The sequence below is a fragment of the Streptomyces sp. NPDC037273 genome (assembly GCF_055603625.1).
On sequence record NZ_JBVJVO010000005.1, the window covers coordinates 111893 to 136778 of the forward strand.

Annotated in this window: 23 protein-coding genes; 14 read left to right on the top strand and 9 right to left on the bottom strand. The window is 72.2% G+C overall.

What is annotated here, in order from left to right; all coding sequences use genetic code 11:
* The first annotated feature begins 121 nt into the window (after positions 1-121).
* Complete coding sequence (locus ACZ7G1_RS15470; protein WP_470874723.1) at positions 122-709, top strand: hypothetical protein; 588 nt, start codon at positions 122-124, stop codon at positions 707-709.
* A 57-nt stretch (positions 710-766) separates the two neighbouring features.
* Here the strand turns inward: ACZ7G1_RS15470 and ACZ7G1_RS15475 are convergent, their stop codons facing one another.
* Complete coding sequence (locus ACZ7G1_RS15475; protein WP_470874721.1) at positions 767-1204, bottom strand: DUF6223 family protein; 438 nt, start codon at positions 1202-1204, stop codon at positions 767-769.
* 259 nt (positions 1205-1463) lie between these two features.
* Here ACZ7G1_RS15475 and ACZ7G1_RS15480 point away from each other — a divergent pair, with 259 nt between their 5' ends.
* Complete coding sequence (locus tag ACZ7G1_RS15480; protein WP_470874720.1) at positions 1464-2588, top strand: sensor histidine kinase; 1125 nt, start codon at positions 1464-1466, stop codon at positions 2586-2588.
* A 43-nt stretch (positions 2589-2631) separates the two neighbouring features.
* Positions 2632-3294: a response regulator gene (locus ACZ7G1_RS15485; RefSeq protein ID WP_470874718.1), complete on the top strand. Its 663-nt coding sequence runs from the start codon at positions 2632-2634 to the stop codon at positions 3292-3294.
* Positions 3295-3350: 56 nt separating this feature from the next.
* Here the strand turns inward: ACZ7G1_RS15485 and ACZ7G1_RS15490 are convergent, their stop codons facing one another.
* Positions 3351-5237 carry an AMP-dependent synthetase/ligase gene (locus ACZ7G1_RS15490; protein WP_470874717.1) on the bottom strand — a complete coding sequence of 629 codons (1887 nt, stop codon included), beginning with the start codon at positions 5235-5237 and terminating at the stop codon, positions 3351-3353.
* Between the two features lie 207 nt (positions 5238-5444).
* Between ACZ7G1_RS15490 and ACZ7G1_RS15495 the strand changes: the two genes are divergently transcribed.
* From ACZ7G1_RS15495 to ACZ7G1_RS15525, 7 genes are all read left to right on the top strand, one after another.
* Positions 5445-6050 (top strand): hypothetical protein, encoded by a 606-nt coding sequence (locus ACZ7G1_RS15495; protein WP_470874715.1) that lies wholly within the window; start codon positions 5445-5447, stop codon positions 6048-6050.
* A gap of 242 nt (positions 6051-6292) precedes the next feature.
* Positions 6293-6916 carry a hypothetical protein gene (locus tag ACZ7G1_RS15500; protein ID WP_470874713.1) on the top strand — a complete coding sequence of 208 codons (624 nt, stop codon included), beginning with the start codon at positions 6293-6295 and terminating at the stop codon, positions 6914-6916.
* Between the two features lie 48 nt (positions 6917-6964).
* Positions 6965-7219, top strand: coding sequence for a hypothetical protein (locus tag ACZ7G1_RS15505; protein WP_470874712.1), 255 nt, complete (start codon positions 6965-6967; stop codon positions 7217-7219).
* A gap of 126 nt (positions 7220-7345) precedes the next feature.
* Positions 7346-9019 carry a M16 family metallopeptidase gene (locus ACZ7G1_RS15510; RefSeq protein WP_470874711.1) on the top strand — a complete coding sequence of 558 codons (1674 nt, stop codon included), beginning with the start codon at positions 7346-7348 and terminating at the stop codon, positions 9017-9019.
* Between the two features lie 260 nt (positions 9020-9279).
* A complete protein-coding gene (locus ACZ7G1_RS15515) occupies positions 9280-9687 on the top strand; it encodes a YciI family protein (protein WP_470874709.1) in 408 nt (135 codons plus the stop codon).
* Positions 9688-9695: 8 nt separating this feature from the next.
* Entirely contained in the window at positions 9696-10856 is a 1161-nt protein-coding gene (locus ACZ7G1_RS15520; protein ID WP_470874920.1) for an RNA polymerase sigma factor, read from the top strand.
* A 153-nt stretch (positions 10857-11009) separates the two neighbouring features.
* The gene (locus ACZ7G1_RS15525; protein ID WP_470874707.1) at positions 11010-12248 is read left to right on the top strand and encodes a PP2C family protein-serine/threonine phosphatase; all 1239 of its coding nucleotides are present in this window, start codon (positions 11010-11012) and stop codon (positions 12246-12248) included.
* An 82-nt stretch (positions 12249-12330) separates the two neighbouring features.
* Here ACZ7G1_RS15525 and ACZ7G1_RS15530 read toward each other — a convergent pair whose 3' ends face one another.
* The gene (locus ACZ7G1_RS15530; protein ID WP_383813762.1) at positions 12331-12534 is read right to left on the bottom strand and encodes a cold-shock protein; all 204 of its coding nucleotides are present in this window, start codon (positions 12532-12534) and stop codon (positions 12331-12333) included.
* A gap of 152 nt (positions 12535-12686) precedes the next feature.
* Complete coding sequence (locus tag ACZ7G1_RS15535) at positions 12687-13187, bottom strand: MarR family transcriptional regulator (RefSeq protein ID WP_470874706.1); 501 nt, start codon at positions 13185-13187, stop codon at positions 12687-12689.
* A gap of 127 nt (positions 13188-13314) precedes the next feature.
* Between ACZ7G1_RS15535 and ACZ7G1_RS15540 the strand changes: the two genes are divergently transcribed.
* Complete coding sequence (locus tag ACZ7G1_RS15540; RefSeq protein WP_470874705.1) at positions 13315-14160, top strand: alpha/beta fold hydrolase; 846 nt, start codon at positions 13315-13317, stop codon at positions 14158-14160.
* Positions 14161-14176: 16 nt separating this feature from the next.
* Here ACZ7G1_RS15540 and ACZ7G1_RS15545 read toward each other — a convergent pair whose 3' ends face one another.
* From ACZ7G1_RS15545 to ACZ7G1_RS15560, 4 genes are all read right to left on the bottom strand, one after another.
* The gene (locus ACZ7G1_RS15545) at positions 14177-15391 is read right to left on the bottom strand and encodes a glycosyltransferase (protein WP_470874704.1); all 1215 of its coding nucleotides are present in this window, start codon (positions 15389-15391) and stop codon (positions 14177-14179) included.
* Between the two features lie 170 nt (positions 15392-15561).
* Entirely contained in the window at positions 15562-17991 is a 2430-nt protein-coding gene (locus ACZ7G1_RS15550) for a hypothetical protein (RefSeq protein ID WP_470874703.1), read from the bottom strand.
* A gap of 176 nt (positions 17992-18167) precedes the next feature.
* On the bottom strand, positions 18168-18887 hold the full coding sequence (locus tag ACZ7G1_RS15555; protein ID WP_470874701.1) for a DUF6333 family protein: 720 nt from the start codon (positions 18885-18887) through the stop codon (positions 18168-18170).
* A gap of 44 nt (positions 18888-18931) precedes the next feature.
* Positions 18932-19342 (bottom strand): RidA family protein, encoded by a 411-nt coding sequence (locus ACZ7G1_RS15560; RefSeq protein WP_470874700.1) that lies wholly within the window; start codon positions 19340-19342, stop codon positions 18932-18934.
* Between the two features lie 134 nt (positions 19343-19476).
* Between ACZ7G1_RS15560 and ACZ7G1_RS15565 the strand changes: the two genes are divergently transcribed.
* A complete protein-coding gene (locus tag ACZ7G1_RS15565) occupies positions 19477-21327 on the top strand; it encodes an ABC transporter ATP-binding protein (protein WP_470874699.1) in 1851 nt (616 codons plus the stop codon).
* A 71-nt stretch (positions 21328-21398) separates the two neighbouring features.
* On the opposite strand, the gene ACZ7G1_RS15570 is transcribed toward ACZ7G1_RS15565, so the two are convergent.
* Positions 21399-22361: an SMP-30/gluconolactonase/LRE family protein gene (locus ACZ7G1_RS15570; RefSeq protein ID WP_470874698.1), complete on the bottom strand. Its 963-nt coding sequence runs from the start codon at positions 22359-22361 to the stop codon at positions 21399-21401.
* Between the two features lie 143 nt (positions 22362-22504).
* Between ACZ7G1_RS15570 and ACZ7G1_RS15575 the strand changes: the two genes are divergently transcribed.
* Both ACZ7G1_RS15575 and ACZ7G1_RS15580 read left to right on the top strand, forming a co-directional pair.
* Positions 22505-23530, top strand: coding sequence for an ArsR/SmtB family transcription factor (locus ACZ7G1_RS15575; protein WP_470874696.1), 1026 nt, complete (start codon positions 22505-22507; stop codon positions 23528-23530).
* 99 nt (positions 23531-23629) lie between these two features.
* Entirely contained in the window at positions 23630-24847 is a 1218-nt protein-coding gene (locus tag ACZ7G1_RS15580; RefSeq protein WP_470874694.1) for a GNAT family N-acetyltransferase, read from the top strand.
* Positions 24848-24886: the final 39 nt, after the last annotated feature.

A 24886-nucleotide genomic window follows, 5' to 3' on the forward strand; every position in this document is an offset into this window, starting at 1 on the left:
CGGGAGGCGGCCGGTGCGTGCCCGCTACGGCCAGGCACATCCTTGGCACTTGTCGGCCCTCGCCCGTGACTCGTCTTTTCCGTAGGCTGCGTGATCCACACCGTTCGGGGGGAGCATGGACTTGAGCCGATATCGCAGACCGTCGGCCTACCTGCTGCTGGCCGTCGCGGTCGTGCTCGGCGCCGCGGCCGTGGCCGGGCTCGGTTCACGCGACGAGGGCGCACTGGTCCTGCTGGTCTGGCTCCGCGAGTACGTCCTTCTGCTGGGGTGGCTCGCCCTGGCATCGCTCACCGAGGCGGTCCTGGTGGGGCTCCTGCCGGCGTCTTCGCTGCGGGTGCCCTTGGTCGCCACGTTGCTCGGTATCGGCGTTCCGATCTTGCTGTTCGGCGGCTTCATTTCCGCGGCGTTCGGTGATGACGAGGAGGTGGAGACGGAGTCGGCGGCCCCCGGCCGCGGCGACCGCCGTCTCGTGGTGACGCTGGGCGGCTACTTCGAGCCTCTCTGGTGCGTCTACGTCCATCAGGGAAGCCGCCTTGTGGAACGCCGCTGGACGGTCGGCTGCTTCGACGGTGACTCCAGCGAGAACGCGCTCCGCGAGACCGTGTGGACGGCTCCCGACCGGATTCGCATGACCACCGAGGGAGGCGCGGTCCACGAAGTCACCATCACCCCGGGCGGTCGGCCCGACCACGTTGTTACCGTCGGCTGACCAGGGTGCGGCTCAGCACACCTTCGGGGGCCCAGGCCTGCCCTCCCCCGGGTCCGGCTACCTCCGGCCGGCCGGCTCCCCCCGGCGTGTACGGCTCATGGCGCGGGCGCCGAGGATCGTGCTGATCGCACCCACGAGGATGGCGACGTAGGCGCCGCCGAGTCCGTTGCCGGTGCCGAGGCCGCCCTTGGCGGTGGCGGCGAAGATCACGCCGAGCACGGTGCCGGCGAGCCCGGCCGCGAGGGAGGTCCTGGCGCCGAGGGGGCCGTGGGTGACGCTGAAGCGGCTGGTGGGACGGGCCAGGGCAAGGCAGCCGACGACGAGGCCGGCCAGGCCGATGAAGGCACTGGCGGTGGCTCCGGCGCGACCGACCCCGAAGGTGTAGGCGCTGGCGGCGAGGGGGTCGGCGGATGCGGGGGCGGCGAGGGCGATGCCGGCGGCCAGGGCGGTGGTGAGAGTGGCGAGCAGGCGGCGGGGAGACGGTCGGGTGGGCATGGAGGGGCTCCTCGTTCGTGACGTCGTGGTACCGAGGTGTCGGGACTTCGTGACGGGCGGTGGGCTGAGCAGGTCTGCAGCATGTCTGGGGGAGCGGCTCGCGGTCGTCCGGCGGGTGTGGACACTTGGGGCTGCCGCGGGTGGGGCAGGTGGGTACCGCGGGGGTGGGAGGCGGTGTGGATCTACTGCGGGCGTGGTAGGTGGGGGTTCGTCTGTGAGGGGGACTCGGCGGCAGGTGGTGGCGGGCTAGGGTGCGCGCATGAGTGCAGGGGTGGCGCGGCTGTGGGCCCGGTACGGGGACGTGGGCATCGCCGTGGGGGTGGCGACGGTGCTTGTGGTGACCGGGTTGTCGCAGCAGGGGGCGGTGTCCGGTCGGGCCGTGGTGGGGTGGGCGCTGCTCGCGGTGGGCGGGCTGGCGTTGGTGGCGCGGGGGCGGGCGCCGGTCGTGGTGCTGGGGGCCACGGGGTTGTGTGCCGTGGGGTATCAGGCGGCGGGCTTCGACGTGCCGGCGGTGGCGTTCCTGTTCGCGGTGTACGCGGCTGTGCGGGCGGGGCGGCGGGCGGTGACGGTGGCGGCGAGTGTGGTCGTACTGGCGCTGCTGCCGCTGGCGGCGCTGGTCGCGGGGTTGCACGACACGGGCGAGGCGTTCGCGCAGGCTCGGGGTGCACTGGAGATCGCCTGGCTCGTCGCGGCGGGCGCGGCGGGTGAGGCGTTGCGGCAGGCGGAGCAGCGGGCGGACGAGGCGGAGCGTACCCGGGAGGAGACGGCGCTGCGTCGGGCGGACGAGGAACGGCTGCGGATCGCGCGGGAGTTGCACGACGCGCTGACGCACCAGATCTCGGTGATCAAGGTTCAGGCGGAGGTCGCGGTGCATGTGGCGCGGAAGCGGGGCGAGGAGGTGCCGGCCGCGTTGCTCGCGATCCAGGAGGCGGGTCGTGAGGCGAGCCGGGAGCTGCGGGCGACCTTGGAGGCGCTGCGCGACGACGATACGTCTCCGCCGCGGGGGCTCGACGACGTGCCGGATCTGGTGCGGCGGGCGCGGACGTTCGGGCTGGACGCGACGCTGTCGGTCGAGGGGGCGCGGCCCGACGTGTCGGCGGCGGTGGGCCGGACCGTCTACCGGATCGTGCAGGAGTCGCTCACCAATGTCGCCCGGCACGCGGACGCGGACACGGCGTCGGTGCGGATCGACTGTGGGCCCGACTCGCTCGTGATCGCCGTGGTCGACGACGGCAGGGCGAGGCCGGGGGCCGCCCCGGCGCCCGGTCTTGGGCTGCTGGGCATGCGGGAGCGCGTCACCGCTCTCGGTGGCCGGCTGCGCGCCGAACCGCGGGACGGGGGCGGCTTCGCCGTCCACGCCGAACTGCCCGTGGTCCGGTCGTGATGGCCCGTCTCCGCTTGTCCGATCCCACCGTGCGGAGGTCGTCGTGATCCGTGTCCTGCTGGTCGACGACCAGCCGCTCATCCGCAGCGGGTTCCGCGCGCTGCTGGATCTCGAGGACGACATCGAGGTGGTGGCCGAGGCGTCCGACGGCGGTGAGGCGGTGGAGCTGGCGAGGCGGCTGCTGCCTGATGTGGCGCTCGTCGACGTCCAGATGCCGGTCGTGGACGGCATCGAGGCGACCCGGCGTATCGCGGCGGATCCGGAGCTGGCCGGGGTGCGTGTCGTGATCCTGACGAACTACGGCTTCGACGAGTACGTGTTCCACGCGCTGCGGGCGGGTGCCGCCGGGTTTCTCGTCAAGGACGTCCTGCCGGAGGACTTCCTGCACGCCGTGCGGGTGGCCGCACGGGGTGAGGCGCTGCTCGCCCCGTCGATCACCCGGAAGCTGATCGACCGGTACGTCGCCCAGCCCCTCCCCTTGGGCACCGACGAGGGCCTTCGGGAGCTGACGGGCCGGGAGCGCGAGGCGGTCGTTCTGGTCGCCCAGGGCATGTCGAACGACGAGATCGCCGAGCGCATGGTGATCAGCCCGCTCACCGCGAAGACCCATGTCAACCGGGCCATGACCAAGCTCCGGGCGCGCGACCGGGCCCAACTCGTTATCTTCGCCTACGAGTCGGGCCTGGTCGCTCCCCGTACGTCCTGAGCGGCGGCGTGCGAGCGGCAGCGCGTGAGGGGCGGCGGTGAGGGGCGGCGGGCGGGTCAGGCCTCGCGGGAGCCTTCGTACATGGCCTCGACGAGGTCGGCGTACTCGCTCTCGACGACGGGGCGTTTGACCTTGAGGCTGGGGGTGAGCTCGCCGTGTTCGATGTCGAGGTCGCGGGGCAGGAGGGCGAACTTCTTGATGGTCTGCCAGCGCTGGAGGTCGCCGTTGACGCGCTGGACGAAGCCGTCGATGAGGGCGTGGGCCTCCGGGGAGGTGACGACCTCGGCGTAACCGCGTCCCTTGTGGCCCTGGGACGCGGCCCAGGGCATGATCGCGGCCTCGTCGAGGGTGATCAGGGCGGTGCAGTAGTTGCGGCCGTTGCCGATGACCAGGATGTTGCTGACGTACGGGCAGACGGCCTTGAAGCGGCCCTCGATCTCGGAGGGGGCCACGTACTTGCCGCCCGAGGTCTTGAAGAGGTCCTTCTTGCGGTCGGTGATGCGGACGAAGCCGTCCTTGTCGATGTCGCCGATGTCGCCGGTGCGGAACCAGCCGTCGCTTTCGAGGACCTCCGCGGTCTTGTCCGGGAGGTTGTGGTAGCCGCGCATGATGCCGGGGCCGCGCAGGAGGATCTCGCCGTCCTCGGCGATGCGGACCTCCGTGCCGGGGAGGGGTCTGCCGACCGTGCCGACCCGGCAGTCGTCGGCGGGGTTGACCGTGCAGCCCGCGCTGGTCTCCGTCAGGCCGTAGCCCTCCAACACGGGCACGCCCGCGCCGGCGAAGAAGTAGCCGATCTCCGGGGCGAGGGCGGCGGCACCCGAGGCGCTGCCGCGCAGCGCGCCGCCGAAGGCCGCGCGGATCTTGCCGTAGACCAGTCTGTCGGCGACGGCGTGCTGGAGGGAGAGCCCCAGGGGCACCTTGCGGCGACCGGTGGCCACCATCTGTTCCTGCCCGGTCCGCGCGTAGTCGCGGGCGACCTTCGCCGCCCACAGGAAGATCTTGTACTTGGCGCCGCCCTCGGCCCTCGCCTTGGTCGCGATGCCGTTGTAGACCTTCTCGAAGACCCTCGGCGCGGAGGCCATGATGGTGGGCCGTACGACGGGCAGGTTGGTGACTATGCGGTCGATGCGCCCGTCCACGGCCATCACATGGCCGGACTTCACCTGCCCGGAGATCAGGGCCTTGCCGAAGACGTGCGACAGCGGCAGCCACAGGAACTGCACGTCGTCGGGGAGTACGAGGCCGGTGGCCTCCTGCGCGACGCCCTGGTAGGACCAGCAGTCGTGCACGAGGCGCACGCCCTTCGGGCGGCCGGTCGTGCCGGAGGTGTAGATGAGCGTGGCGAGCTGTTCCGGCTCGATCGCCCGGACCGCCGCCTCGATCGCGTCCGGGTGGTCCCGCAGGTGGGCCCTCCCCCGTTCCTCCAGCTCGGCGAGGCCGAGCACCTCGACGCCCTCGATCGAAGCCGGTTCCGCCTGGGGGTCGAAGAGGATCGCGTGACCGAGGTCCGGCAGGCGGTCCGTGTGCTCGGCCACCTTGGCCAGCTGGACGGCGTCCTCGACGAAGATCGCCCGGCTGCCGGAGTCCGCGAGGATGTACGCCGTCTCGTCGGCGTTGGTGCTCGGATACACGGCCGTCGCCGCCGCCCCCGCGCAGGTCACGCCCATGTCGGCGAGGATCCACTCGATGCGCGTCGAGGACGAGATCGCCACCCGTTCCTCGGGCCGCAGCCCGAGGGTCAGCAGCCCGGCGGCTATCGCCTTGACGCGCTCCGCGGTCTCCGCCCACGTCAGCGAACGCCACTCCTCGGCGCCGGGAGCGCCCGGGTCGGCCACCACGGGATACCGGTACGCCTCGCGGTCGGGTGTGGCCCCGACCCTGTCGAGGAACAGGTGCGCCACCGAAGCGGGCCGGCTCTCCAGCGGGTACTGCGCGGAACTCATGTCGACCTCCGGGGCCCGGTGCGCCCATACAGATTCGTTAACTGGCAGGTAACTTGCGCGCATTGGTGAGGCTAAGGCCAAACCCCCTTGTGGGTAAGGGGATCGGCGGGGCGAATGTGCGGCGGACGGGGATTCGCCCTCCGCCATCGGGGTGATCGCGTTCGCCCCGCCGTGACGTCCGGTCACCGGCGCCCCGTTGGAGCGACCATGCGCACCACTCTCACTACAGCGATCCTCGCCGCCGCGGCAGCCGTACTCGCCCTGGCGTCCGCCTCCCCCGTCCCCGCCGCCGTGCCGGCCGCCCCCCGCGCGGTGCCGGCCGTGACCACCATCGACGGCACGTGTCACGACGCACAGGGCACCTGGCCGTGCACGATCGACCTCACCGTCCGCAGCAGCACGAAGGGGTACGAGAAGGCCACCCTCGAAGGCGAGAACTTCTTCAACTGCACCCGCCACGCCATCACACGGACGCGCTCCCTCCAGTACTCGACGCCGGGACGATCGGACTTCGGCACCCCCACGACGGCCGGCACGGTGCGCACACCCACCTCCTTCACCTGGACCAAGTACGACTACCGCGACATCACCGAGGTCATCCCGCCCGGCGAGGTCTCGTGGGTCGAGGTCGAGCGGGCCACCGAGAAGGGCACCGGCACCTTCAACGTCCGCGACGAGGCCGGCCACGAGCAGACCCTCACAGGCACCTTCGAAGGACCGGCGACCGGCCTTCCCGACCGCCTCTTCCAGCGGACCGGCCCCCTCACCGCCACCGAGAAGCAGCGGTGCTCGGCCGCACGACCCGGCGCGTAAGGCCTGACGCCCGATGCCCGATGCCCGACACCTGACGCCTGGGACTGACTCCCGAGGCCTGAGGCTGGCGGAGGGCTGAGCTTCGCGGGCGACAGTCCCGGCATTCGGTGCTTTCATGCCGCTGACCTGCGTGTCCATCGTCAGAAATCCCCTGTTCCGTTCGTGAAGGCGGCTGCTAGCCTCCCTGCCATCGCCCGCGGCCCTCGCCGCGGGCTTCACGTTCCGGGGGGAACCGAGTCACCGTGTCCAGCTCGAAGTCGGCGCCGCCGCGCCCGCAACTCGAACCGCATCTCACCCTGCCGGCGCTCGCACCCCTGCGGAGCGCGGTGGCCGCGCACGACTGGCCGGCCGTGTCGGGGTTCTTCGCGGCCCTCGGGCACGAGGACGAGCGGGCCTTCGCCGCGGAGTTCGTGGGAGCCGCCGCAGGTGCGGAAACGTTCCTCGCCGAGGCGGTCGGCGTGGACCCCGGGGACCCGCTGCCACGGACCCTTCTCGCTCAGCGGTACATCCACATCGGCCACTCCTTCCAGTGGCTCGGCAGGGCCGAGCGCCTCCTCATGGAGGTGTGCGCCGAGCACCCCACGTACGCCCTCGCCTGGAATCTCAGGGTCCTCACGGCCCGCGAGCTCCGGCTCGGGGCGTCGGAGGCACGCCGGCGCCACGATCGGCTCGCCGCGCACCATCCGCATCACTATCCGGCGCAGAGCCACCTGTTGCAGATGCTGTGCCCGAAGTGGTCCGGCAGCTGGGAGGAGGCCCTGGGGTTCGCCCAGGAGGCGGCCGCCGCCGCGCCGGAGGGGTCGCCCACGCCCGTCCTCGTGGCCGAGGCGCACATGGAGAAGTGGTGGGCGCTGGAGAACGACTAGGACGAGTACGACGACGGTGACGACGGCGAGGAGTACCTGGCCCGGCCCGTGGTGCGGGACGAACTGATCGCCGCCGCCGAACGCTCGGTGCTGCACCCCTCGTACCGTCCTGGCTTCCACTGGACGGCGGCGCACGGGTACTTCGCCGCCGCACTCTCCCTCGGTGGTCACCACGCCGCCGCGGCGCCGCACTTCCTCGCGCTCGGCGACCGGCTGAGCCGGCACCCCTGGTCTCTGCTCGACGCCGACGACCCCGTCCACCCGTTCCTCCGGCACCGCGCGATCGCGCGGGCGAAGGGCTGACGACCGATGAACGACTCCCTCCGCTTTGCGGAAGCCGCGCGAACCGCGGAACCGACGGAACCGTCGGAAGAGCCGGAAGAGACCGGAGCGGCAAGTGCCCGCACGGCTGACGCCCCCGCTGTCCGCATGACCGAGGTCGACGGCGTCCGCGCCCTGCTCGCGCACGGCGCGGGCCCGGTCTCCGCGGGACTCGTGTTCCGGGTCGGGACCGCCGACGAGACGCTGCCCACGCGGGGTGTGACGCATCTCGTGGAGCATCTGGCCCTGCACGGGCTCGGGGTGAGCGACCTCCACTACAACGGCACCACCGGCCGCACGTTCACGCACTTCCACGTCACGGGCGAGGTCGACGAGGTCGTGGCGTATCTCAACGCCGTGTGCGCGGGACTGCGCGATCTGCCGGTGGGGCGTCTGGAGACCGAGAAGGAGATTCTGCGCACCGAGGCCGCCCACCGCTCCGAGGGGGCGCTCTCCGATCTGCCGATCTGGCGGTACGGGGCCGGGGACTACGGCCTGGCGAGCTACCAGGAGTTGGGACTGCCGGGACTCGGCGCCGATGCCGTGCGGGAGTGGGCCGGGACGCGGTTCACCCGTGAGAACGCCGTGCTGTGGATGACGGCCGACCGGCTGCCCGAGGGGCTCGACCTCACCCTCCCCTCCGGCCCGGTCCACCCGCTGCCCGAAGCGGGATCGGCGCTGCCGCGGACCCCGGCGTACTACCACGGGGCGCCGGGGGTCGTGGTGTTCGACGCGGTCGTGCGCCGGTCGACGGCGGCGGCCGTCTTCTCCGACCTCCTCGGGAAGGCCCTGTTCCGGGATCTGCGGCAGGACGGCGGGTACTCGTACACCGCGCACAGCGACTACAGCCCGCGGGACACCGGCTTCGCCGAGATCACGGCCGTCGCGGACGCGCTCCCCGAGAAGCAGGACGCGGTCGTCGGCGGCTTCCTCGACGTGCTCGCCGCCTTCCGCGCCGGCCGGGTCGACCCGGCCGATCTCGAGGCGGTCCGAGCGGCCCGGCTGAAACGGTTCGAGCAGCCCGACCCGGCCGCCACCCGCCTGCCCTCACACGCCTTCGACCTGCTCGTCGGGCGTCCGGTTGTCGATGACGGGACACTGATGGCACAGCTCCGGGCCGTGACCGCCGAGGACGTCCGGGAGGTGGCCCGCGAGGCGTGGGAGAGCGCGCTGTTCCAGGTGCCCGGCGAGCGGGGGCTCGGTTGGGCGGGCTTCGACGCCGCTCCCACGAGCTCCGACAGCGTCGTCGAAGGCCGGCGTTTCCCGCACCGCATGGACTCCACGACCGGCCTGCACATCGGCGAGGAGGGCGTGAGCCTGACCGAGCCCGGGAGCCGCGCCACCGTCCGGTACGAGGACTGTGTCGCGCTCGTCGTCTACGGCGACGGCGGCCGGCACCTGCTCGGGCGCGACGGAGTGGCCGTCGCCGCCGAGCCCACCCTCTACAAGGTCACCGCGCAGGACCTCGCGGTCATCGACGCGGCCGTTCCGGCGGACCGCCACGTTCCCCGCCCGGCCCGCCCGGAGGACCGCCTCCCGCAGGCAAGGCCCCGCGACCCGAACGCTCCCCACCCCTGGCGGCCGGTGTCGATCGCGGCCATCTGGATCCTCGGGCTCCTCGCCTCCGTGTGGCTGCCCGCCTCGATCGCGGCAAGCAAGGAGGAGTACGACAAGGCGAACCCCGACGTGTCCCTCGTCATCCTCATGTGGGTGGTCCTGGCCGGCCTGATCGGCGGCGCCGTCTACCTCGCGACCCACCAGCGCAGGGGGCAGGGCGGCTGACCTCCGTCCGCCGGGGACAGGGCAGCTGCCCCCCGTCCGCCAGAGGCTGAGACGCCGCCCCCCGTCCGCCGCGGGCTGAGCGGATGGCCCCCGTCCGCCAGAGGCTGAGCGGCTGGTCGCCAGCCTTCAGGGAGCCGCTGCTCGGCCGGTCCGGAATCCGCGAAAAGAAGTGCCGGTCGTGATGTCGAGAAGCCGTGCCCCGCTCCGTCCCCGGGGTGAGAGCGACCAGAATGGGTCGCACGAGTACCGAGGAGAAGACCATGGCCAAGTACTTGCTGCTCAAGCACTACCGGGGCGCCCCGGCGGCGGTCAACGACGTGCCGATGGAGCAGTGGACGCCGGGGGAGGTCTCGGCGCATGTGCAGTACATGCGGGACTTCGCGGCGCGGCTTGAGGGGACCGGGGAGTACGTCGACGGGCAGGCGCTCTCGCCCGAGGGGACGTTCGTCCGGTACGACGGGGAGGGGCGGCCGCCGGTGACCGACGGGCCGTTCGCCGAGACGAAGGACCTCATCGCGGGGTGGATGGTGATCGACGTCGACAGCTACGAGCGGGCCGTCGAACTGGCCGGGGAGCTGTCGGCCGCCCCCGGGGCGGGCGGGAAGCCCATCCACGAGTGGCTGGAGCTCCGCCCCTTCCTGACCGAGCCGCCCACCGTCACGGAGTGACCTCCCCCATGGACGAGGCCCTGGTCAGGAGCCTCACCCCGGGTGTGCTCGCGATCCTCGTCCGCCGCGGAGCCGATTTCGCGGCGGCCGAGGACGCGGTGCAGGACGCGCTGATCGAGGCCCTGCGGGTCTGGCCGGACGATCCGCCGCAGGACCCGAAGGGGTGGCTGGTCACCGTCGCCTGGCGCAAGTTCCTGGACGCGACCAGGGCGGACACAGCCCGCCGCCGCCGGGAGGACCGGGTGGAAGAAGAGCCGGCGCCCGGGCCCGCGCCGGGCGTGGACGACACCCTTCGGCTGTACTTCCTGTGCGCCCACCCGTCGCTGACCCCGTCGTCCGCCGTCGCGCTCACCCTGCGGGCCGTCGGCGGGCTCACCACCCGCCAGATCGCCCGGGCTTACCTGGTGCCCGAGGCGACCATGGCCCAGCGGATCAGCAGGGCCAAGCGCACGGTGTCGGGAGTACGGCTCGACCGGCCCGGCGACGTGTCCACCGTGCTGCGTGTCCTCTACCTGGTCTTCAACGAGGGCTACTCCGGCGATGTCGACCTCGCCGCCGAGGCCATCCGGCTCACCCGTCAGCTGGCAGCCGTGATCGACCACCCCGAGGTGGCGGGGCTGCTCGCCCTCATGCTCCTCCACCAGGCCCGCCGCGCCGCCCGGACGGCGCCCGACGGCAGCCTGGTGCCGCTCGCCGAGCAGGACCGCGGCCGGTGGGACACGGGCGCGATCGCCGAGGGCGTCGAGATCCTCCAGGCGGCCCTGGCCCGCGACCGGCTCGGCGAGTACCAGGCCCAGGCCGCCATCGCAGCCCTCCACGCCGACGCGCCCACCGCCGAGGAGACCGACTGGATCCAGATCGTCGAGTGGTACGACGAGCTCGCCCGCCTCACCGACAGCCCCGTCGTCCTCCTCAACCGCGCCGTCGCCGTCGGCGAGTCCGACGGCCCCCACGCAGGCCTGGCCGCCCTCGCCTCTCTCGACGCCTCCCTCCCCCGCCACACCGCCGTCGCCGCCCACCTCCACGAACGCGCCGGCGACCTCCCCGCCGCCGCCCGCCTCTACACCGAAGCCGCCCACGCCGCCCCGAACCTCGCCGAACGCGACCACCTGACCCGCCAGGCCGCCCGGCTCCACACGTATCTGCGCGGGGATCGGCCGGGCGACTGAAGCCGTCCGGCGGCGCTGCCGGTCGCGGGACGCGGGAACGCGAGCGGCCGGCGCAGGGCCGATCGGCGCAATGCCACGGGGCCGGGGCGGGCATGCGCGCCTATCGTGGAGAGAGCCCCAGCGCGGGTGTGGCGGCACGGGGACAGGTGGACGGTGAACGTACCCGGGATCGACTATCAGGCGGTCTTCCAGGCAATGCCGGGCGCGGTGGCGCTGCTGACCACGGAGCTGGTGTTCGCCGACGCGAACGAGGCCTTTCTGTCGCTATCGGGGCGGACACGGGAGCAGGTCGTCGGGCGCTATCTCTTCGACGTGTTCCCGGACAATCCGCGCGATCCGTCGGCGACCGGGGTACGCAATCTGCGGGCGTCGCTGGGGCGGGTGGCGGCCACCGGCGAGCGGGACAGCATGGCCCTCCAGCGCTACGACGTGGAGCGTTCGGACCGGCCGGGCGAGTGGCAGGAGCGGTACTGGAGTCCGGTCAACGCGCCCGTCCTGGCGCCCGACGGGTCTGTGGTGCTGCTGTTGCACCGGGTGGAGGAGGTCACCGAGCTCATCCGGGCCCGTGAGGGCGGGGATCGCGCGCGCGTCCTGGAGTCCGAGCTCTTCACCCGGGCCCGGGAGTTGCAGCAGGTCAACGAGCGGCTGCGGCGGGCCCACGCCCGCGAGCGGGAAGTGGCCCTCCATCTCCAGGAGGCGATGCTGCCGACGCCCCGGTTCCTCGGGCGTCACCAGGCGGCGGTGCGCTACCGGCCGGCGACCGCAGCGCTGAACGTCTGCGGCGACTGGTACGACCTGGTGGACCTGCCCGGTCGTACGGCCGTGGCGGTCGGTGACGTCGTCGGGCACGGGCTCTGGGCCGCCGGTGTGATGGGCCAGCTGCGCAGCGCCCTGTCGGCCGCGTCTCGGGTGGCCGGCGGTCCGGCGCAGGCGCTGGACGTGCTCGATCTGTACGCACGGGACATCTACGGCGCCGAGTCCACGACGGCGGTGTCCGTGTTCATCGACTGGGAGAGCCGCACCCTCGCCTACAGCAGCGCCGGGCATCCGCCACCCGCGCTGTGCCATCCCGACGGCACGGTCGTACTGCTGGACCGGTCCACCGATCCGCCGCTGGCCGCCCACCCTGTGCACTCGCCCCGGCCGCAGGCCCGAACGGAGTTCGCCGAGGATTCCGTCCTCGTCCTCTACACGGACGGGCTCGTCGAGCGCCGCCGCGAGGACATCGACGCCGGCCTGGAGAGACTCGCCCGCACGCTCGCGGAGCATCACACGGCCGAGCCCGACGCGTTGGCCGACACCCTCCTCGCCGGCCTGCTGCCGCCGTCGGGCAGCACGGACGACACGGCTCTGGTGGTGCTGCGTCTGAGGCCGCCGACGGAGGTGGGGTAAGGGGTACGTCCGCCCTGCGCGCGCGCCGACGGCGCCCGCACCAGGTGCGGGCGCCGTCGGGTGAAGGAGGCGTGACCCGAGGTCAGCCGCGGACGATGTTCTCCGCCTGCGGGCCCTTCTGGCCCTGCGTGATGTCGAAGGTGACGGTCTCACCCTCGGTCAGCTCGCGGTAGCCGTTGCCCGAGATGTTGGAGTAGTGGGCGAAGACGTCCGGACCGCCGCCGTCCTGGGCGATGAAACCGAACCCCTTCTCGGAGTTGAACCACTTCACAGTGCCGCTGGCCATGCTTGTTCCTCTGGTCAATTCAATTCAGCGGGGCCCGTTCCCGGATCCCCGGAGCGCCCGTCCACGGGTGCCCACACGCGTCCTCCCCCATCACACGCGTCTCTACACCCATCAATCCGATCTTCTTACGACGGCCCGCCCCTTCGGCAGCGTCAGCCCGTCGCGGACGGGCCGGATTCCTCGGGGGCGGACGAGCCGGAGCGGGTGGCGACCGCGGGCGTGAGGTGCCGGGCGAGGAGGTCGAGGGCCACGGTGACGCGGCCGAGGACGTCGGGGTCGGGGGCGGTGCCGTCGGGGTCGGCGAGGGCCGCGGCGAGCGCGTCTTCGATGGAGGTGGTGCGGACCTCGGCGACGCGGGCGGAGGGGGCCGCTGTGGGGTGGATGAGGCGGCGGCGCCGGTCGGCGGGGTCGGGGCGGGTGTCGACCGAGCCGGCCTCCTGGAGGCGGGCGACGGCGGTGGAGACCTGGCTCTGCGGCAGGCCGGTCCGGGCGGCGATCTCGCCGACGGTCGTGCCGGGGTGGGAGACGAGGTCGCCGAGGACCACCAGGACCGAGCGGACGGATCCCGGGGAACCGGACGCGGCCTGGGGCATGGCCTGCTCGCCGATCTTCATGAGGGTGCGTCCAAGGAGGAACAGCTCGACTCCGTTCATGCCCCTCAGAGTACATCTCGATCGATACATCTAGATCGATACATCAGTATTGATGTATCGATTTCGATGGGTTATGGTCGTGGTGTCAGTCGGAGACGCCGACGACAAGCAACGAGGGGGAACCACCATGACCACGGCCGCCGTCATCACCCGCACGCTCGCCGTCCCCGGCGCCACGCTCCACTACCAGGTCGCCGGCAGCGGGCCGGTCCTCCTCCTCTCCCAGAGCGGCGAAGGCGACGCGGACCGCACGGTCGACCTCGTCCCCCACCTGACCGACCGCTTCACCGTCGTGACCTACGACCGCCGCGGTCTCTCCCGCAGCACGCTCGACTCCCCCGCCGCCTCCGTGACCATGGCCGACCACGCCGACGACGTCGCCCGGCTCCTCGCGGAGGTCACCGACGAGCTCGCGCTGATGGCCGGCTTCAGCATGGGCGCCGCCATCGGCCTCCAGGTCGTCGCCCGCCACCCGGGCGTCCTGAGCACCCTGATCGCCCACGAGCCGGTCATGCCGCGGCTCCTGCCCGAAGCCGACCGCGACGACCACATCGCCGAACTGACCGCCATCCAGGACGCCTACGCCTCCGGCGGCCTGCCCGCGGCCTTCCCCGCCATCGCCCGCCACCTCGGCATCGACCCGGCCCACGAGGACACCGAGGACGACCTGACCCCGCAGCCGATGACACCCCGCCGCCAGGCCAACTTCGGCCACTTCATCGGCACCGAGTTCACCGCCGTCACCTCGGACACGCTCCACCCGGAGGAAGCCCTCCGCGCCGCCGCCCAGGCCGGCACCCGCATCGTCCCCGCCACCGGCCGCACCACCCCCACCCAGGTCCACACCTACCGCTGCGCCCTGGCCCTCGCCGACCGGCTCGCCACCCGCCCGGTCGAGTTCCCCGGCGGCCACAACGGCAACACCGCCTTCCCCCGCGCCACGGCACGAGTCCTGAAGGACGTCCTCGGCTGAGCCCCCCCAGCCGCTCTCAGCCCGCCCCGTCGAGCAGCAGCTTCGCCGCCACGGTCGTGCCGTCGGTCCGCAGGGTGCCGGCCACCTCCGCGGCCCGTGAGCGGATGTCGGGGGCCAGGGTGGCGCCCAGCGCTGCCGCCAGGGCATCGACGCTCGGGGCAGGGTCTTCGTAGGCGGCGCCCAGCCCGAGGCGGGCGACGCGCTCGGCCCAGTACGGCTGGTCGGCGCCCAGCGGAAGCACCAGCTGGGGGACTCCGATCTGCGCGGCGGTCGTCGTGGTGGCCGCGCTGCCGTGGTGGACGACAGCCGCGCATCGACGGAAGAGGGCCTGGTGATTGACCTCGCCGACGACGAAGCAGTCGCCCTGATCCTCGTCCGGGACCAGGTCCGCCCAGCCCCGGAAGACGACCGCGCGGAGACCCCGGGCACGGACGGCCCCGATGGCGGGGCGCGCGATGTCCCCGAGCACACCCATGGGCATGCTGCCGAAGCCGACGTAGACCGGCGGCGCGCCGGCGTCGAGGAAGTCGACCAGATCGGCGGGGAGCGGGCGTGCGTCGACGACGTGCCACGCTCCGGTCTGCACGACACCGAGGCCGGTCGGTTCCCAGGGGCTGAGCACCGGGTCCGTGGCCAGCCAGGGCCGGTCGGTGAAGGCGTAGTCGCGGACGGCGGCCACCGGCGGCAGCCCGAACGCCTCCCGTCGGCTGTTGAGCATCTCGCCGAACATGGTGTTCGCGATCCGCGCGTCCAGGTCCCACAGCGCCTGGTTGTCGTTGGCGTCCGCCGGCAGCGGTTGGCCCCGGCGCGCGGGTGGCCGCCGGTGCGGCGACGGCAGGCTGACGGGCTGATGCCCGGCGTGTACGTAGCGGATGCCCAGTTTCTCGGCCACCGAGCGCGCACCGGTGACGGCGGGCAGCGGACCCGTGGCCACCAGCGCGTCGGCGCCCTCGGCGACGGCGGCGACCGTCTCGAACTGCGCGCCCATCAGTTCGGCGGCGCGCTCCGCCAGGCCGGCCGCCGAACCGGGCGTCACCGTCGTCACGAGGGGGCGCACCGGCCGGCCCGTCGGCACCATGGGCACGGCGAGTTCGGCGAGTCGCGCCGCGAACTCCTCGTCGGGCGGGGCGCACACGCGTACCTCCGCGCCGAGTTCCCGCAGGCGCGCCGCGAGAGCCGCTATCGGCTCGACGCTGCCGCGCGATCCGTAGGTCGACAGCACTACACGCATCGGGTGACTCCCTGTCTCTTCTCAAATCCGGTCCGGTCGGGTTCCTGTGGTGGACCCGTCGCGATTCTGCCCTGTAGATGATCTTGCGTGGGGGCATGGACCGGACAGGCGAAGGCCCCGCCCCCTGGAGTGCGCCGGGAGGGGGCGGGGCCCTGGGGCTTCCGGTCGGGTCAGGTGCTGCGGGAGTTCCGGCGGCGGCGGGTCCACCAGGTGAGGGCGGCGCCGGCGGCCGCGAGGGTGGCGGCGATGGCGGCGATCAGGCCGACGGGGGTGTCGGAGCCGGTGTCGGCGAGGCCGCCGTCGGGGGTGTGGGCGGGCGGGGTGGTGGGGCCGGTGCCCGGGGTGGACGGGGCCGGCCCCGGAGTGGTGGGGGTGTCGGTCGGTCGCGGATCGTCCGTCGGAGTGGTGGACGGGGTCGGGCTGGGGGTCGGGTCGTCGTCATCGCCGCCGCCCGGGATACCGCCGGAGGCGTCGCCGCCCGCGTAGGCGATGTCGGTGTCGCGGTAGGAGGTGTCGTCCGACTGGAGGGACGTGCGGGTCGTGGTGTCGAGGGTGCGGTTCTCGACGTTGAAGCGGGCGCGGGAGATGTTCTGCTTGGGGGCCTTGGTGAAGTCGACGCCGCCGATCATGTAGACGGCGACCTGGCCGCCGTACTTGAGCTCGTACTTGAAGTCGCCCTCCTTGAAGGACTTGACCATCTCGTCGAAGACGGTCTTCTTGTCCCAGTCGGCGTTGGGGGCGCGCAGCGGCCAGCGGCTGACGTTGTTGCTGTTGATGATCGGCCGGAAGTCGGAGGCCTTGCGGGCGTCCTGGGCACGGATCCACTCGGCGGCGACGCGGGAGGTGTAGACGCGGCGCAGATCGGCGTACGAGGGAGCCTCGTTGACCATCTTCTTCACCAGCGGGGTCAGCATGGTGTCAATGCTGGCCTGGGCCTGCTTGATCTCGGCCTGGGTGAGGTCGCAGCCCTTGCCGGGTCCGGGGGTGCCGTACTCCTGCGGGACGGACTTGACGTTGAGCGGGGCGTCGAGGATGTAGAGCCCGCCGTCCTGCTCGCGGACCTTCGCGGGTTCGGGTTCGATCCAGTACCGGCCGGAGTGGAGGCACGGGAAGCCGTTGCGGCGCGGGAGGGAGTCCCAGAAGCGGTCGCCGACCTCGGTCTTGGGGTCCATGAGCCGACCGTAGTCGCGCTTCATGGCCAGGTCGGCCTGGAGGAGGATGCGGCCGGCGTCGGTCTTCGCGAACTCCTTGTCCATGATGGTGTCGGGCTGGTCCGGGTTGAGGTTGACCCACATGCGGTCGGGTGTCAGGGCCAGCCAGGTGAACAGCGCGTCGGAGGCCATCGTCATCTTGGCCTCGCCGCCGTAGCCCGGGGTCTCGTCGGGGTCGGGCATCAGGTCGGCCTTCATGGAGTAGGCCATGCCCTTGCCCTTCTCGATGCCGCCGACGTAGCGCAGTTCGAGGGTGGTGAAGTCGATGCCGCCGGGGCCTCCCCTGGGGAGGGTGCCGCGGGTGTCGAGGCGGCGGGCGTCGGCCTGGATGCGGCGGGCTTCGTCGAGGGTGCGGCCGGAGCCCTTGATGCGGTCGTTGGCGGGGCCGCGGGTGCCGCAGGTGCTCGCCTGGGCCGCCTGCGCCTGCGAGGAAGCGCCCGCGCAGCCGGGGGCGAACCACTTGTCGTAGCGCGAGTAGTCGCGGATGGGCGTGGTCCGCGGGATCGCGTTGTACTGGCGCTGGAATCCGCGGACCTGGTTCGGCTTGCCCCGGGACTGTTCGAGTTCCCGGTTGAACGTGTCGATCTTGGCGCGCTCGCCCTTGGTGAAGGACTTGCCGCCGTTGAAGCGGAAGGTGTGGTCCTTCTTGACCTCCGCGATCATGCGGTCGACCTTCAGCTGGTCGTTGCGGAGCTTGGAGTTCGACTTGAACTCGTTGAACTCCTTCTTCTTCTGGTCGTAGGCGTCGTAGCGCCGTTCGGCGATCTTCTTGCCGTTCTCGTCGAAGACCTCGACCTTGACCTCGCAGAGCCAGTCGGGCCCGATGAGCTGGAAGTCCTTGACGAGCCGCTTCTCGAACGCGGAGCCCTTGTGGTTGTTCGTCTCGTTGCGGATGTACCGCTTCTCGAACCAGTGCTTGAAGGTGAGGCCCTCCTTGCTGGCGAGGTAGCGGGCGTAGATCTCCATCGCCTTGTCGGCGGGCTTGCCCGAAGTGGCGGCGATCTTGGACCACTTGTCGTAGTTCTTCTTCGGGTCCGGGTCCTGGGAGCGGGCCCGCGTCTTCTCCTCGTCCGTGGGCTCGTCGAGCCCGTCGTACGCCTGGCCCGGCATGTCGTAGTTGTAGTTCTTCGGGTCTCCCGGCCAGACGGCGAAGTTGCCGGTCGGGTCGTCGGGGAAACCGGAGTTGCGCGGCGTCGTCGGGTACTGACGGTTGAGGTGCTTCTTGTCGCAGCGCTGCCCGCTGATCTTGACGGTGGTGGGTACCGCGCTCGCCGAGTCGAGGCCGGCGCCGGGCAGACCGGTCAGGGTCATCGCCCCGGCGAGGCCGCATGCCGCGAGTAACCGGCCGATCGACCAGCGGCCGCGCGGCGTTCCTATGGATCGCTTCAAGGTGCTTGACTTCCCTCGTCGTCGTGGGGGCGCTGAGGGGATTGCGGGGCGGCGCCTGAGGCCCCCGTGACGTAGGCGCCGCGCGAGGCACCATCGTTGCGCGCGGTTTCGCGTCAACCCGGGGAGTTGCTCGGGTGAAGCCGTGAACTTCCGTGAATCTTTTGTGGGTTGAAGATTCAGTTGTCGATGAACCAGAGCTCTTCCATCGTGAGCGTGTACGCCTCCGTGTGCCGCACCCGGAAGACCGAGGTCTCCAGGTGCCGCCACGGCCACGGGTCCGCTTCGCCCAGGCCGAGGCCCACGAGCGCTTTCCACTCGATGTCCTCGGGTTCCTCGTCCAGGTCGAGGTCCAGGTCCTCAAGGACGCCGGCGTCGATGCCGAGCGCCTCGATGACGGCGTGCGGGTCGCCGGTGAGTTTCCACGGGTCCATCGTGGGCCAGCCGGAGGCGTGGAAGACCAGGCCGCCGGGGAGCCGGATCAAGTCCTCCGTGTGGGCCTCCCCGCAGTCCACCTCCGCCCGGCCGACGATCCTGGCCCGCGGGTACCGCCGGTGCAGCTCTTCCGTGACGGCGAGCAGCGGCTCGTCGTTGCCGTTGTCGACGAAGGCCGGGTCGGAGACGGCGATCACGTTCCCCCAGCAGCCGACCCTGATCAGTTCCAGGTCCGCCCGTGTCTCCAGGTACGGCGTCTCCCCCGCCGGTTGCGGCGGCAGCTCCTCCAGGACCGCGTCGACGGTCGGGAAGGCCTCCGCGAAACGGCGCGCGAGGGCGGCGTCGTGCGGGGGCAGTCCGGTCGCGGACACGTCGAAGGGCGGGAGCAGGAGGGTGACGTTGCAGGTGCCGCTTCCCTGCACGATCCGGTCGGGCGGCGACGTCCAGAATCCCGTGTCGGTCATGCCCGTCACCGTAGCGACAACTTCCGCGGCGAGGGGGGACGGGTTCAGTCGGGCAGTGCCACGGTGAGGTCCACCTCGACGAGCTGCCCCGTGAAGCCGAGCTGCGCGACGCCCAGGAGTGTGCTCGCGGTGGTGAACGCCGGCCCGAGATCCGACGCGTTGAGCCGGCTCCAGACGGCGCCGAGGTCGTCTCTGTCGTCGCTCCGCACGTAGATCACCGAGCGCACCACGTGCTGCGGCTCGGCGTCCACCGCGGCCAGGGCGGCGAGCGCGTTCGCGACGACCTGGTCGACCTGTGCCCCGAGCGATCCGGGGCCGACGAGGGAACCGCTCCGATCGAGCGGGCACTGCCCGGCCAGGTAGGCCGTACGCGTGGTCTCCACCACGGTGATGTGGTGATAGCCGGGCGTCTCGTGCAGCTGCTCGGGGTTGATGCGGGTGATCTTCCTTGTCATGCCCGCGAGTTTGACGGGCGCACGGCCGTCGCGCACCTCCATTTCCGCCGGGCCGAAAACACTTGGACCTGGTGGTGGTCGGCGCGGGAGAATCCCGTTTGCTCACCTTTCGGTAAGACAACACAGGGTTGGGTATGGGATCACCACAATCGCACGAAGGATTACCGAGCAAAGGTTCGGTCGTTCTGGCGTTGCGTTACTACGGCCGGGAATTGGCGCGTCTTCGGTGGCTGACGCTGCCGGCGATGGCGCTGCCCGCGCTGGGAAACATCGGAATCAACTACATCGCGCCGCTGATCGTGGCGAAGCTGGTCGGGAAGATCGCCGGGGACGGCGGCGGCTCCTTGGATCTGGGGTCCATGGTGCCGTACGTGCTCTGGTTCGCGGGCGTGCTGCTGTTCGCCGAGACGTTGTGGCGGGTCGGTCTGCACTGTCTGAACAGGCTGGACGCGCGGGGCATCGAGCACCTGTACGTGATCGGCATGGACGAGCTGTTCGCGAAGGACGCGGCGTTCTTCCATGACAATTTCGCGGGGTCGCTGACGAAGCGGGTGCTGAGTTTCGCCTCGCGTTTCGAGGAGTTCGTCGACACGCTGACGTTCTCGGTGATGGGCAGTTTCCTGCCGTTGCTGTTCGCGTCGGTGGTGCTGTGGCAGTACGACCCGCTGCTGGTGATCGGGCTGCTCGCGATGATCGTGTTCACGGGCGTGTGCGCGGCTCCGCTGATCCGTCGCCGCCAGGTGCTCGTGGCGGAGCGCGAGCAGGCCATCGCGCGCGTGTCGGGGCATGTCGCGGACAGTCTGATGAACATGGACACGGTGCGCGCGTTCGCCGCGGAGGAGCGGGAGGCGGCCGAGCACCGGTCGCGGGTCGCGGAGTCGCGGCGGCTCACGCTGCGTTCGTGGGACTACGGGAACCTGCGGATCGACACGCTGGTCGCGCCGATGTCGGTGCTGACCAATGTGCTCGGCCTGGTGCTCGCGCTGAGTCTCGGCGGGGCGGAGCACGGGGTGGAGGCGGTCATCGTGGCCTTCACGTACTACGCGAGCGCGACGCGGATCATGTTCGAGTTCAACCAGATCTACCGTCGTCTGGAGAGCTCGATGACGGAGGCGGCCCAGTTCACCGAGCTACTGCTCGAACCGCCGACGGTGCGGGACGCGGAGGAGCCGGAGCCGCTCGTGGGGCGGCCGTCGCACGTGCGGTTCGACGGGGTGAACTTCGCGCACGGCGGGGCGAAGCCGCTGTTCGAGGGGCTCGACCTCGATGTGCCGAGCGGGACGAAGATAGGCCTGGTCGGCCGGTCCGGCGGCGGCAAGACCACGCTCACCCGGCTGCTGCTGCGGATGTCGGACATCGACGGCGGCCGGATCCTGGTCGGCGGGCACGACATCAGCCGACTGCGCCAGGTGGACCTGCGCGGTCTGATCGCGTACGTGCCGCAGGACCCGGTGATGTTCCACCGCACGCTGCGGGACAACATCGCGTTCGCCCGGCCGGACGCGACCGACGCCGAGGTCCGCAGGGCGGCCGAGGCCGCGCACGTCACGGAGTTCGCCGACTCCCTCCCCGAGGGTTTCGGCACCATGGTGGGCGAGCGCGGGGTGAAGCTGTCCGGCGGGCAGCGTCAGCGGGTGGCTCTCGCCCGGGCGATCCTGCGCGACGCGCCGATCCTCCTGCTCGACGAGGCGACCAGCGCGCTCGACTCGGAGAGCGAGATCCTCGTCCAGGACGCCCTGTGGCGCCTGATGGAGGGGCGTACGGCGCTGGTCGTGGCGCACCGGCTGAGCACGGTGGCCACGATGGACCGGCTCGTCGTCCTGGAGCGCGGGCGGATCGTCGAGCAGGGCACGCATCAGGAGCTGCTCGACGCGAGGGGTTCGTACGCGAAGCTGTGGCAGCACCAGTCGGGCGGCTTCCTCGACGACACGGCGGGCGGCGTCACGCCCTCGGGTGACGCCGCCACGCCGGCGGACCTGCGCTGAGGCCGCCGCGGGTCCCCTGTCCACCCCCGTGGGCCAGGGGACCCGCGGTCGGGTCGGTCACGCTCGGCGGCTCAGTCGGTCCCGCAGGTCGGGTCGGCGATCGCGCTGACCGTGTACGGGGGCCGGCCCGGCGGCTCGTTCAGCTGGCTGTTGACCACGTAGAGGCGGCAGCCGTGCCGGGCGAGGGTGGTGGGGAGGGTGAAGGCTTCGTCGGTGAGGCGGTGGGTGACGGTGCCCGTGCGCAGGTCCTCGTCGAGGCGGGCGATGTAGACGCCGTGCGGGGCGCCGTAGTTGAGGACGGCGTAGAGGGTGCGGCCGTGCAGGACCATGCCGTCGGCGCCGAAGGACTGGTCGCCCAGGTCGAGTCGGCTGATCTCCTGGTCGGCCGTGTCGATGCGCCAGACGGCCTCGGTGCCGTTGGACGCGACGAGGAGGGTGGAGCCGGTCGCGTCGGCCACGATGCCGTTCAACAGCCAGTACTTCGCCGGGAACTGCGGGAACGCGCCGCGGACGTCGAGCCAGGGTTCGAGCGGGCCGAGGGTGCCGTCGGGGCGGATCTCGGCGCGGTGCACGACGGGGTTGGCCCAGTCCGTGACGTACACGGCGTCGTCCGTCACTGCCAGGTCGTTGAGGTGGGGTGCGCCGAGTGGTCCTGCGGCGGCGGTGCGGGTGGCGAGGAGCCGGCCGTGGCGGTCGTGGAGGGTCAGCGTGGCGCCGCCGACCGAGAGGATCCTGCCGCGCCGGTCGGTGTGGACGCCGAGGGAGCTGGTGCGGTTCTCCAGGCCCTGTGCGGCGAACGGCTTCAGGTCGGGGCGGCCGACGCGGCCCCGGTAGAGCGCCCCGGTGCCGTCCGAGGACACGTACATGGTGCCGTCCCTGGTGATGGCGATGCCCTCGGGGAGGACGCCGGGTGCGCGGGAGACGACGTAGGTGTCGGGCAGCTCCCGGGCGGTCGCGGGGCCCGGCGAGGCGGCGAGGGAGGTGAGGAGGACCGCGGCGGTGAGACAGGCGGTTCGGGCGGCTGTGCGGCGCATCGGGGCGACCTCCGGCAGGTGTCGGGCGGGTGCTCGGTGAGCACTCGGTGGGGCGGACAACGGGAGCCTGCTGGGTCGTCTCGCGGAACGCATCGCCTTTCATCCCTGGGTGAAAGGGTCGGCCGGCCCGATAATCGGTCAGCATGATCCGCCTTCACTTCACGGCCGCCGATCTGCGGCAGATCACCCTCGCGCCGGCGGCCAACGCGCTCTCGGAGACCGTCCTGAGCCTGCGGCTGACGCTGCGCCTCGGGCGCGGGACCGCGGGCCGCGGTGTCGGCGACGCGCGCTTCCAGCGGACGCGCCCCGCCGCCCGGGAGTGGCACCGTTCCCTGAGCGGCGGTGTCGGCGCGGGGGTGCTCGCCGAGTTGGTGACCGACGACGGGTTCGTACCGGACTTCCTGCTCCAGCCGTCGGCGCACGACTTCGCCGAGGCGCTGGAGTCGGCGGCCTCGACGCCGGCGGAGCGGCTCGCGGCCGACCTCGGGATACCGGCGTCCGCCGGACGCTACGGCGGGCTCGCCCGGCCCGGCCGGTGGGCCCACGAGCTGGTCCAGGGTTCGGCGGACGCGTCCCGTTCCCTGGTCGAGGACACGCGCCGCTACTTCCACGCGTCGGTGGAGCCGCTCTGGCCCCGGATCCGCGGCGACGCCCTGGCCGACCGGGCGCTGCGGGCCGAGATGCTGCTTCGCGGCGGTGTCGACGCCCTCCTGACGACGCTGGGGACGACGTGGCGGTGGGAGGCGCCGACATTGCACCTGCCGTCGGCCTCGACGTACGACATTCCGCTGTGCGGGCGCGGGCTGCTGCTCGTCCCCTCCTGGTTCGCGACCGGGCCGATGGTGATGTACCGCCCGGAGGAGGCGACCGTGCTGGTGTACCCCATGAACGACGGGTACGGGGCGGAGGGGCCGGACGGGGGCGGTGACCGGCCCGAGGCGCTCGCGGCGCTGCTCGGGCGCACCCGGGCGCAGGTGCTCGCGCTGCTGCGTTCCCCCGCCACGACCACGGGCCTCGCCGAGCGCGCGTCCGTCTCGCTGGCGGCGGCGAGCCAGCACGCGGGCGTGTTGCGCGGTGCGGGTCTGGTCGACACGGTGCGGACCGGGACGGCGGTGCTGCACAGTCTCACGCCGCTGGGTCACTCCCTGCTTGCCGGTGTCCGCTCGTAGTGCGGCGTAATTCGGTTGCCCTGGTGACGGGCCGGCGGTGGACTGTGGCCGGACCGCCGCGGGACGTGGTGGCCGTGACCCGAGGAGACGGCGGCAGCGATGGAGACGCGTACGACGACGGACGAGGACTTCGGGGTCTTCGTCGACACCCTCCATGCCGCGTTCGGCCGGTTCCCGGAGACGCCCGTCGACGGTGGGGGGCTCTGGTGGTCGGCGCTGGAACCGGAACGGTGTCTGCTCGCCGTGACGGACGAGGGGCGGCCGGTCGGCACGGCGGGGGCGTACCCCTTCGAGCTGACGCTGCCCGGCGGGGCGCTCGCCCCGGCGGCCGGGATCAGTGCCGTCGGCGTGCTGCCCTCGCACCGGCGGCGGGGCGTGCTCAGCGCGATGATGCGGCATCAGCTCGCCGAGCTGCGGGAGCGTGGGGAGTTCCTCTCCGTGCTGCTCGCCTCCGAGGCGCCGATCTACGGCAGGTTCGGGTACGGCCCGGCGACGTACACGGCGCGGCTGACGGTGGAGCGGCACAAGGCCGCGTTCGGCGCTCCCCGCGCGGGGGCGGCGGAGGTGTCGGCGGCGGGCTCGGTGGAGGTACTGCGGAGTGCCGAGTGCGGCGAGGTCCTGGAGGCGGTCTACGACCGCTACCGCCGGGCGCGGCCGGGGGCGTTGTCCCGGCCGCACCGCTGGTGGGCGCAGCGCGCGGGGCAGCCGCCGATCGCTCCCGCGGCGCGCTACATCGCCCTGCACCGGGACGCCGACGGAACGCCGGACGGGTACGCGAGCTACACGATCGACGACCCGGACACGTTGAAGGTCGACGAGGTCATCGCCGCCGACGACGCCGTGTTCACCGAGCTGGCCCGGTTCCTCCTCGGCCACGATCTGGTCTCCCGGGTCGTGTTCAAGCACGTGCCGCCGGATCACCCGTTGCGCTGGCGGCTCGCGGACTTCCGGGCCGGCGAGGTCGGGGGCGTCACGGACTGGCTGTGGGTGCGGATCCTCGACGTCCCGCGCGCGCTGACCGCGCGCGGCTGGTTCACGGACGGCGAGCTGGTCCTCGACGTGGCGGACCCGTTCCTCGGAGAGCACGGCCGCCATCTGCTGACGGTCCGCGACGGCAAGGCCGAGTGCGTCCCGACGGACCGGGAGCCCGACCTCTCGTTGGACGTACGGGACCTGGGGTCGCTGTACCTCGGCGGCACGGCGCCGAGCACGCTCGTGCGGGCGGGGCACATCCGCGCCCACCACGCGGGCGCGGGCGTGCTCGCCGACGCCCTGTTCCGCGGCGAGGGCACCCCGCACTGTCTGCACTGGTTCTGACGCGGGCCGCTCGGGCGAAGGGCGGGGTGCACCCGCGAG

Bases quoted from the DNA above. Each gene is read 5' to 3' on its own strand.
- ACZ7G1_RS15475 (WP_470874721.1), bottom strand. From the start codon at position 1,204: ATGCCCACCCGACCGTCTCCCCGCCGCCTGCTCGCCACTCTCACCACC.
- ACZ7G1_RS15480 (WP_470874720.1), top strand. From the start codon at position 1,464: ATGAGTGCAGGGGTGGCGCGGCTGTGGGCCCGGTACGGGGACGTGGGC.
- ACZ7G1_RS15490 (WP_470874717.1), bottom strand. From the start codon at position 5,237: ATGAGTTCCGCGCAGTACCCGCTGGAGAGCCGGCCCGCTTCGGTGGCG.
- ACZ7G1_RS15495 (WP_470874715.1), top strand. From the start codon at position 5,445: ATGCGCACCACTCTCACTACAGCGATCCTCGCCGCCGCGGCAGCCGTA.
- ACZ7G1_RS15510 (WP_470874711.1), top strand. From the start codon at position 7,346: ATGACCGAGGTCGACGGCGTCCGCGCCCTGCTCGCGCACGGCGCGGGC.
- ACZ7G1_RS15515 (WP_470874709.1), top strand. From the start codon at position 9,280: ATGGCCAAGTACTTGCTGCTCAAGCACTACCGGGGCGCCCCGGCGGCG.
- ACZ7G1_RS15520 (WP_470874920.1), top strand. From the start codon at position 9,696: ATGGACGAGGCCCTGGTCAGGAGCCTCACCCCGGGTGTGCTCGCGATC.
- ACZ7G1_RS15530 (WP_383813762.1), bottom strand. From the start codon at position 12,534: ATGGCCAGCGGCACTGTGAAGTGGTTCAACTCCGAGAAGGGGTTCGGT.
- ACZ7G1_RS15535 (WP_470874706.1), bottom strand. From the start codon at position 13,187: ATGAACGGAGTCGAGCTGTTCCTCCTTGGACGCACCCTCATGAAGATC.
- ACZ7G1_RS15540 (WP_470874705.1), top strand. From the start codon at position 13,315: ATGACCACGGCCGCCGTCATCACCCGCACGCTCGCCGTCCCCGGCGCC.
- ACZ7G1_RS15545 (WP_470874704.1), bottom strand. From the start codon at position 15,391: ATGCGTGTAGTGCTGTCGACCTACGGATCGCGCGGCAGCGTCGAGCCG.
- ACZ7G1_RS15555 (WP_470874701.1), bottom strand. From the start codon at position 18,887: ATGACCGACACGGGATTCTGGACGTCGCCGCCCGACCGGATCGTGCAG.
- ACZ7G1_RS15560 (WP_470874700.1), bottom strand. From the start codon at position 19,342: ATGACAAGGAAGATCACCCGCATCAACCCCGAGCAGCTGCACGAGACG.
- ACZ7G1_RS15565 (WP_470874699.1), top strand. From the start codon at position 19,477: ATGGGATCACCACAATCGCACGAAGGATTACCGAGCAAAGGTTCGGTC.
- ACZ7G1_RS15570 (WP_470874698.1), bottom strand. From the start codon at position 22,361: ATGCGCCGCACAGCCGCCCGAACCGCCTGTCTCACCGCCGCGGTCCTC.
- ACZ7G1_RS15575 (WP_470874696.1), top strand. From the start codon at position 22,505: ATGATCCGCCTTCACTTCACGGCCGCCGATCTGCGGCAGATCACCCTC.
- ACZ7G1_RS15580 (WP_470874694.1), top strand. From the start codon at position 23,630: ATGGAGACGCGTACGACGACGGACGAGGACTTCGGGGTCTTCGTCGAC.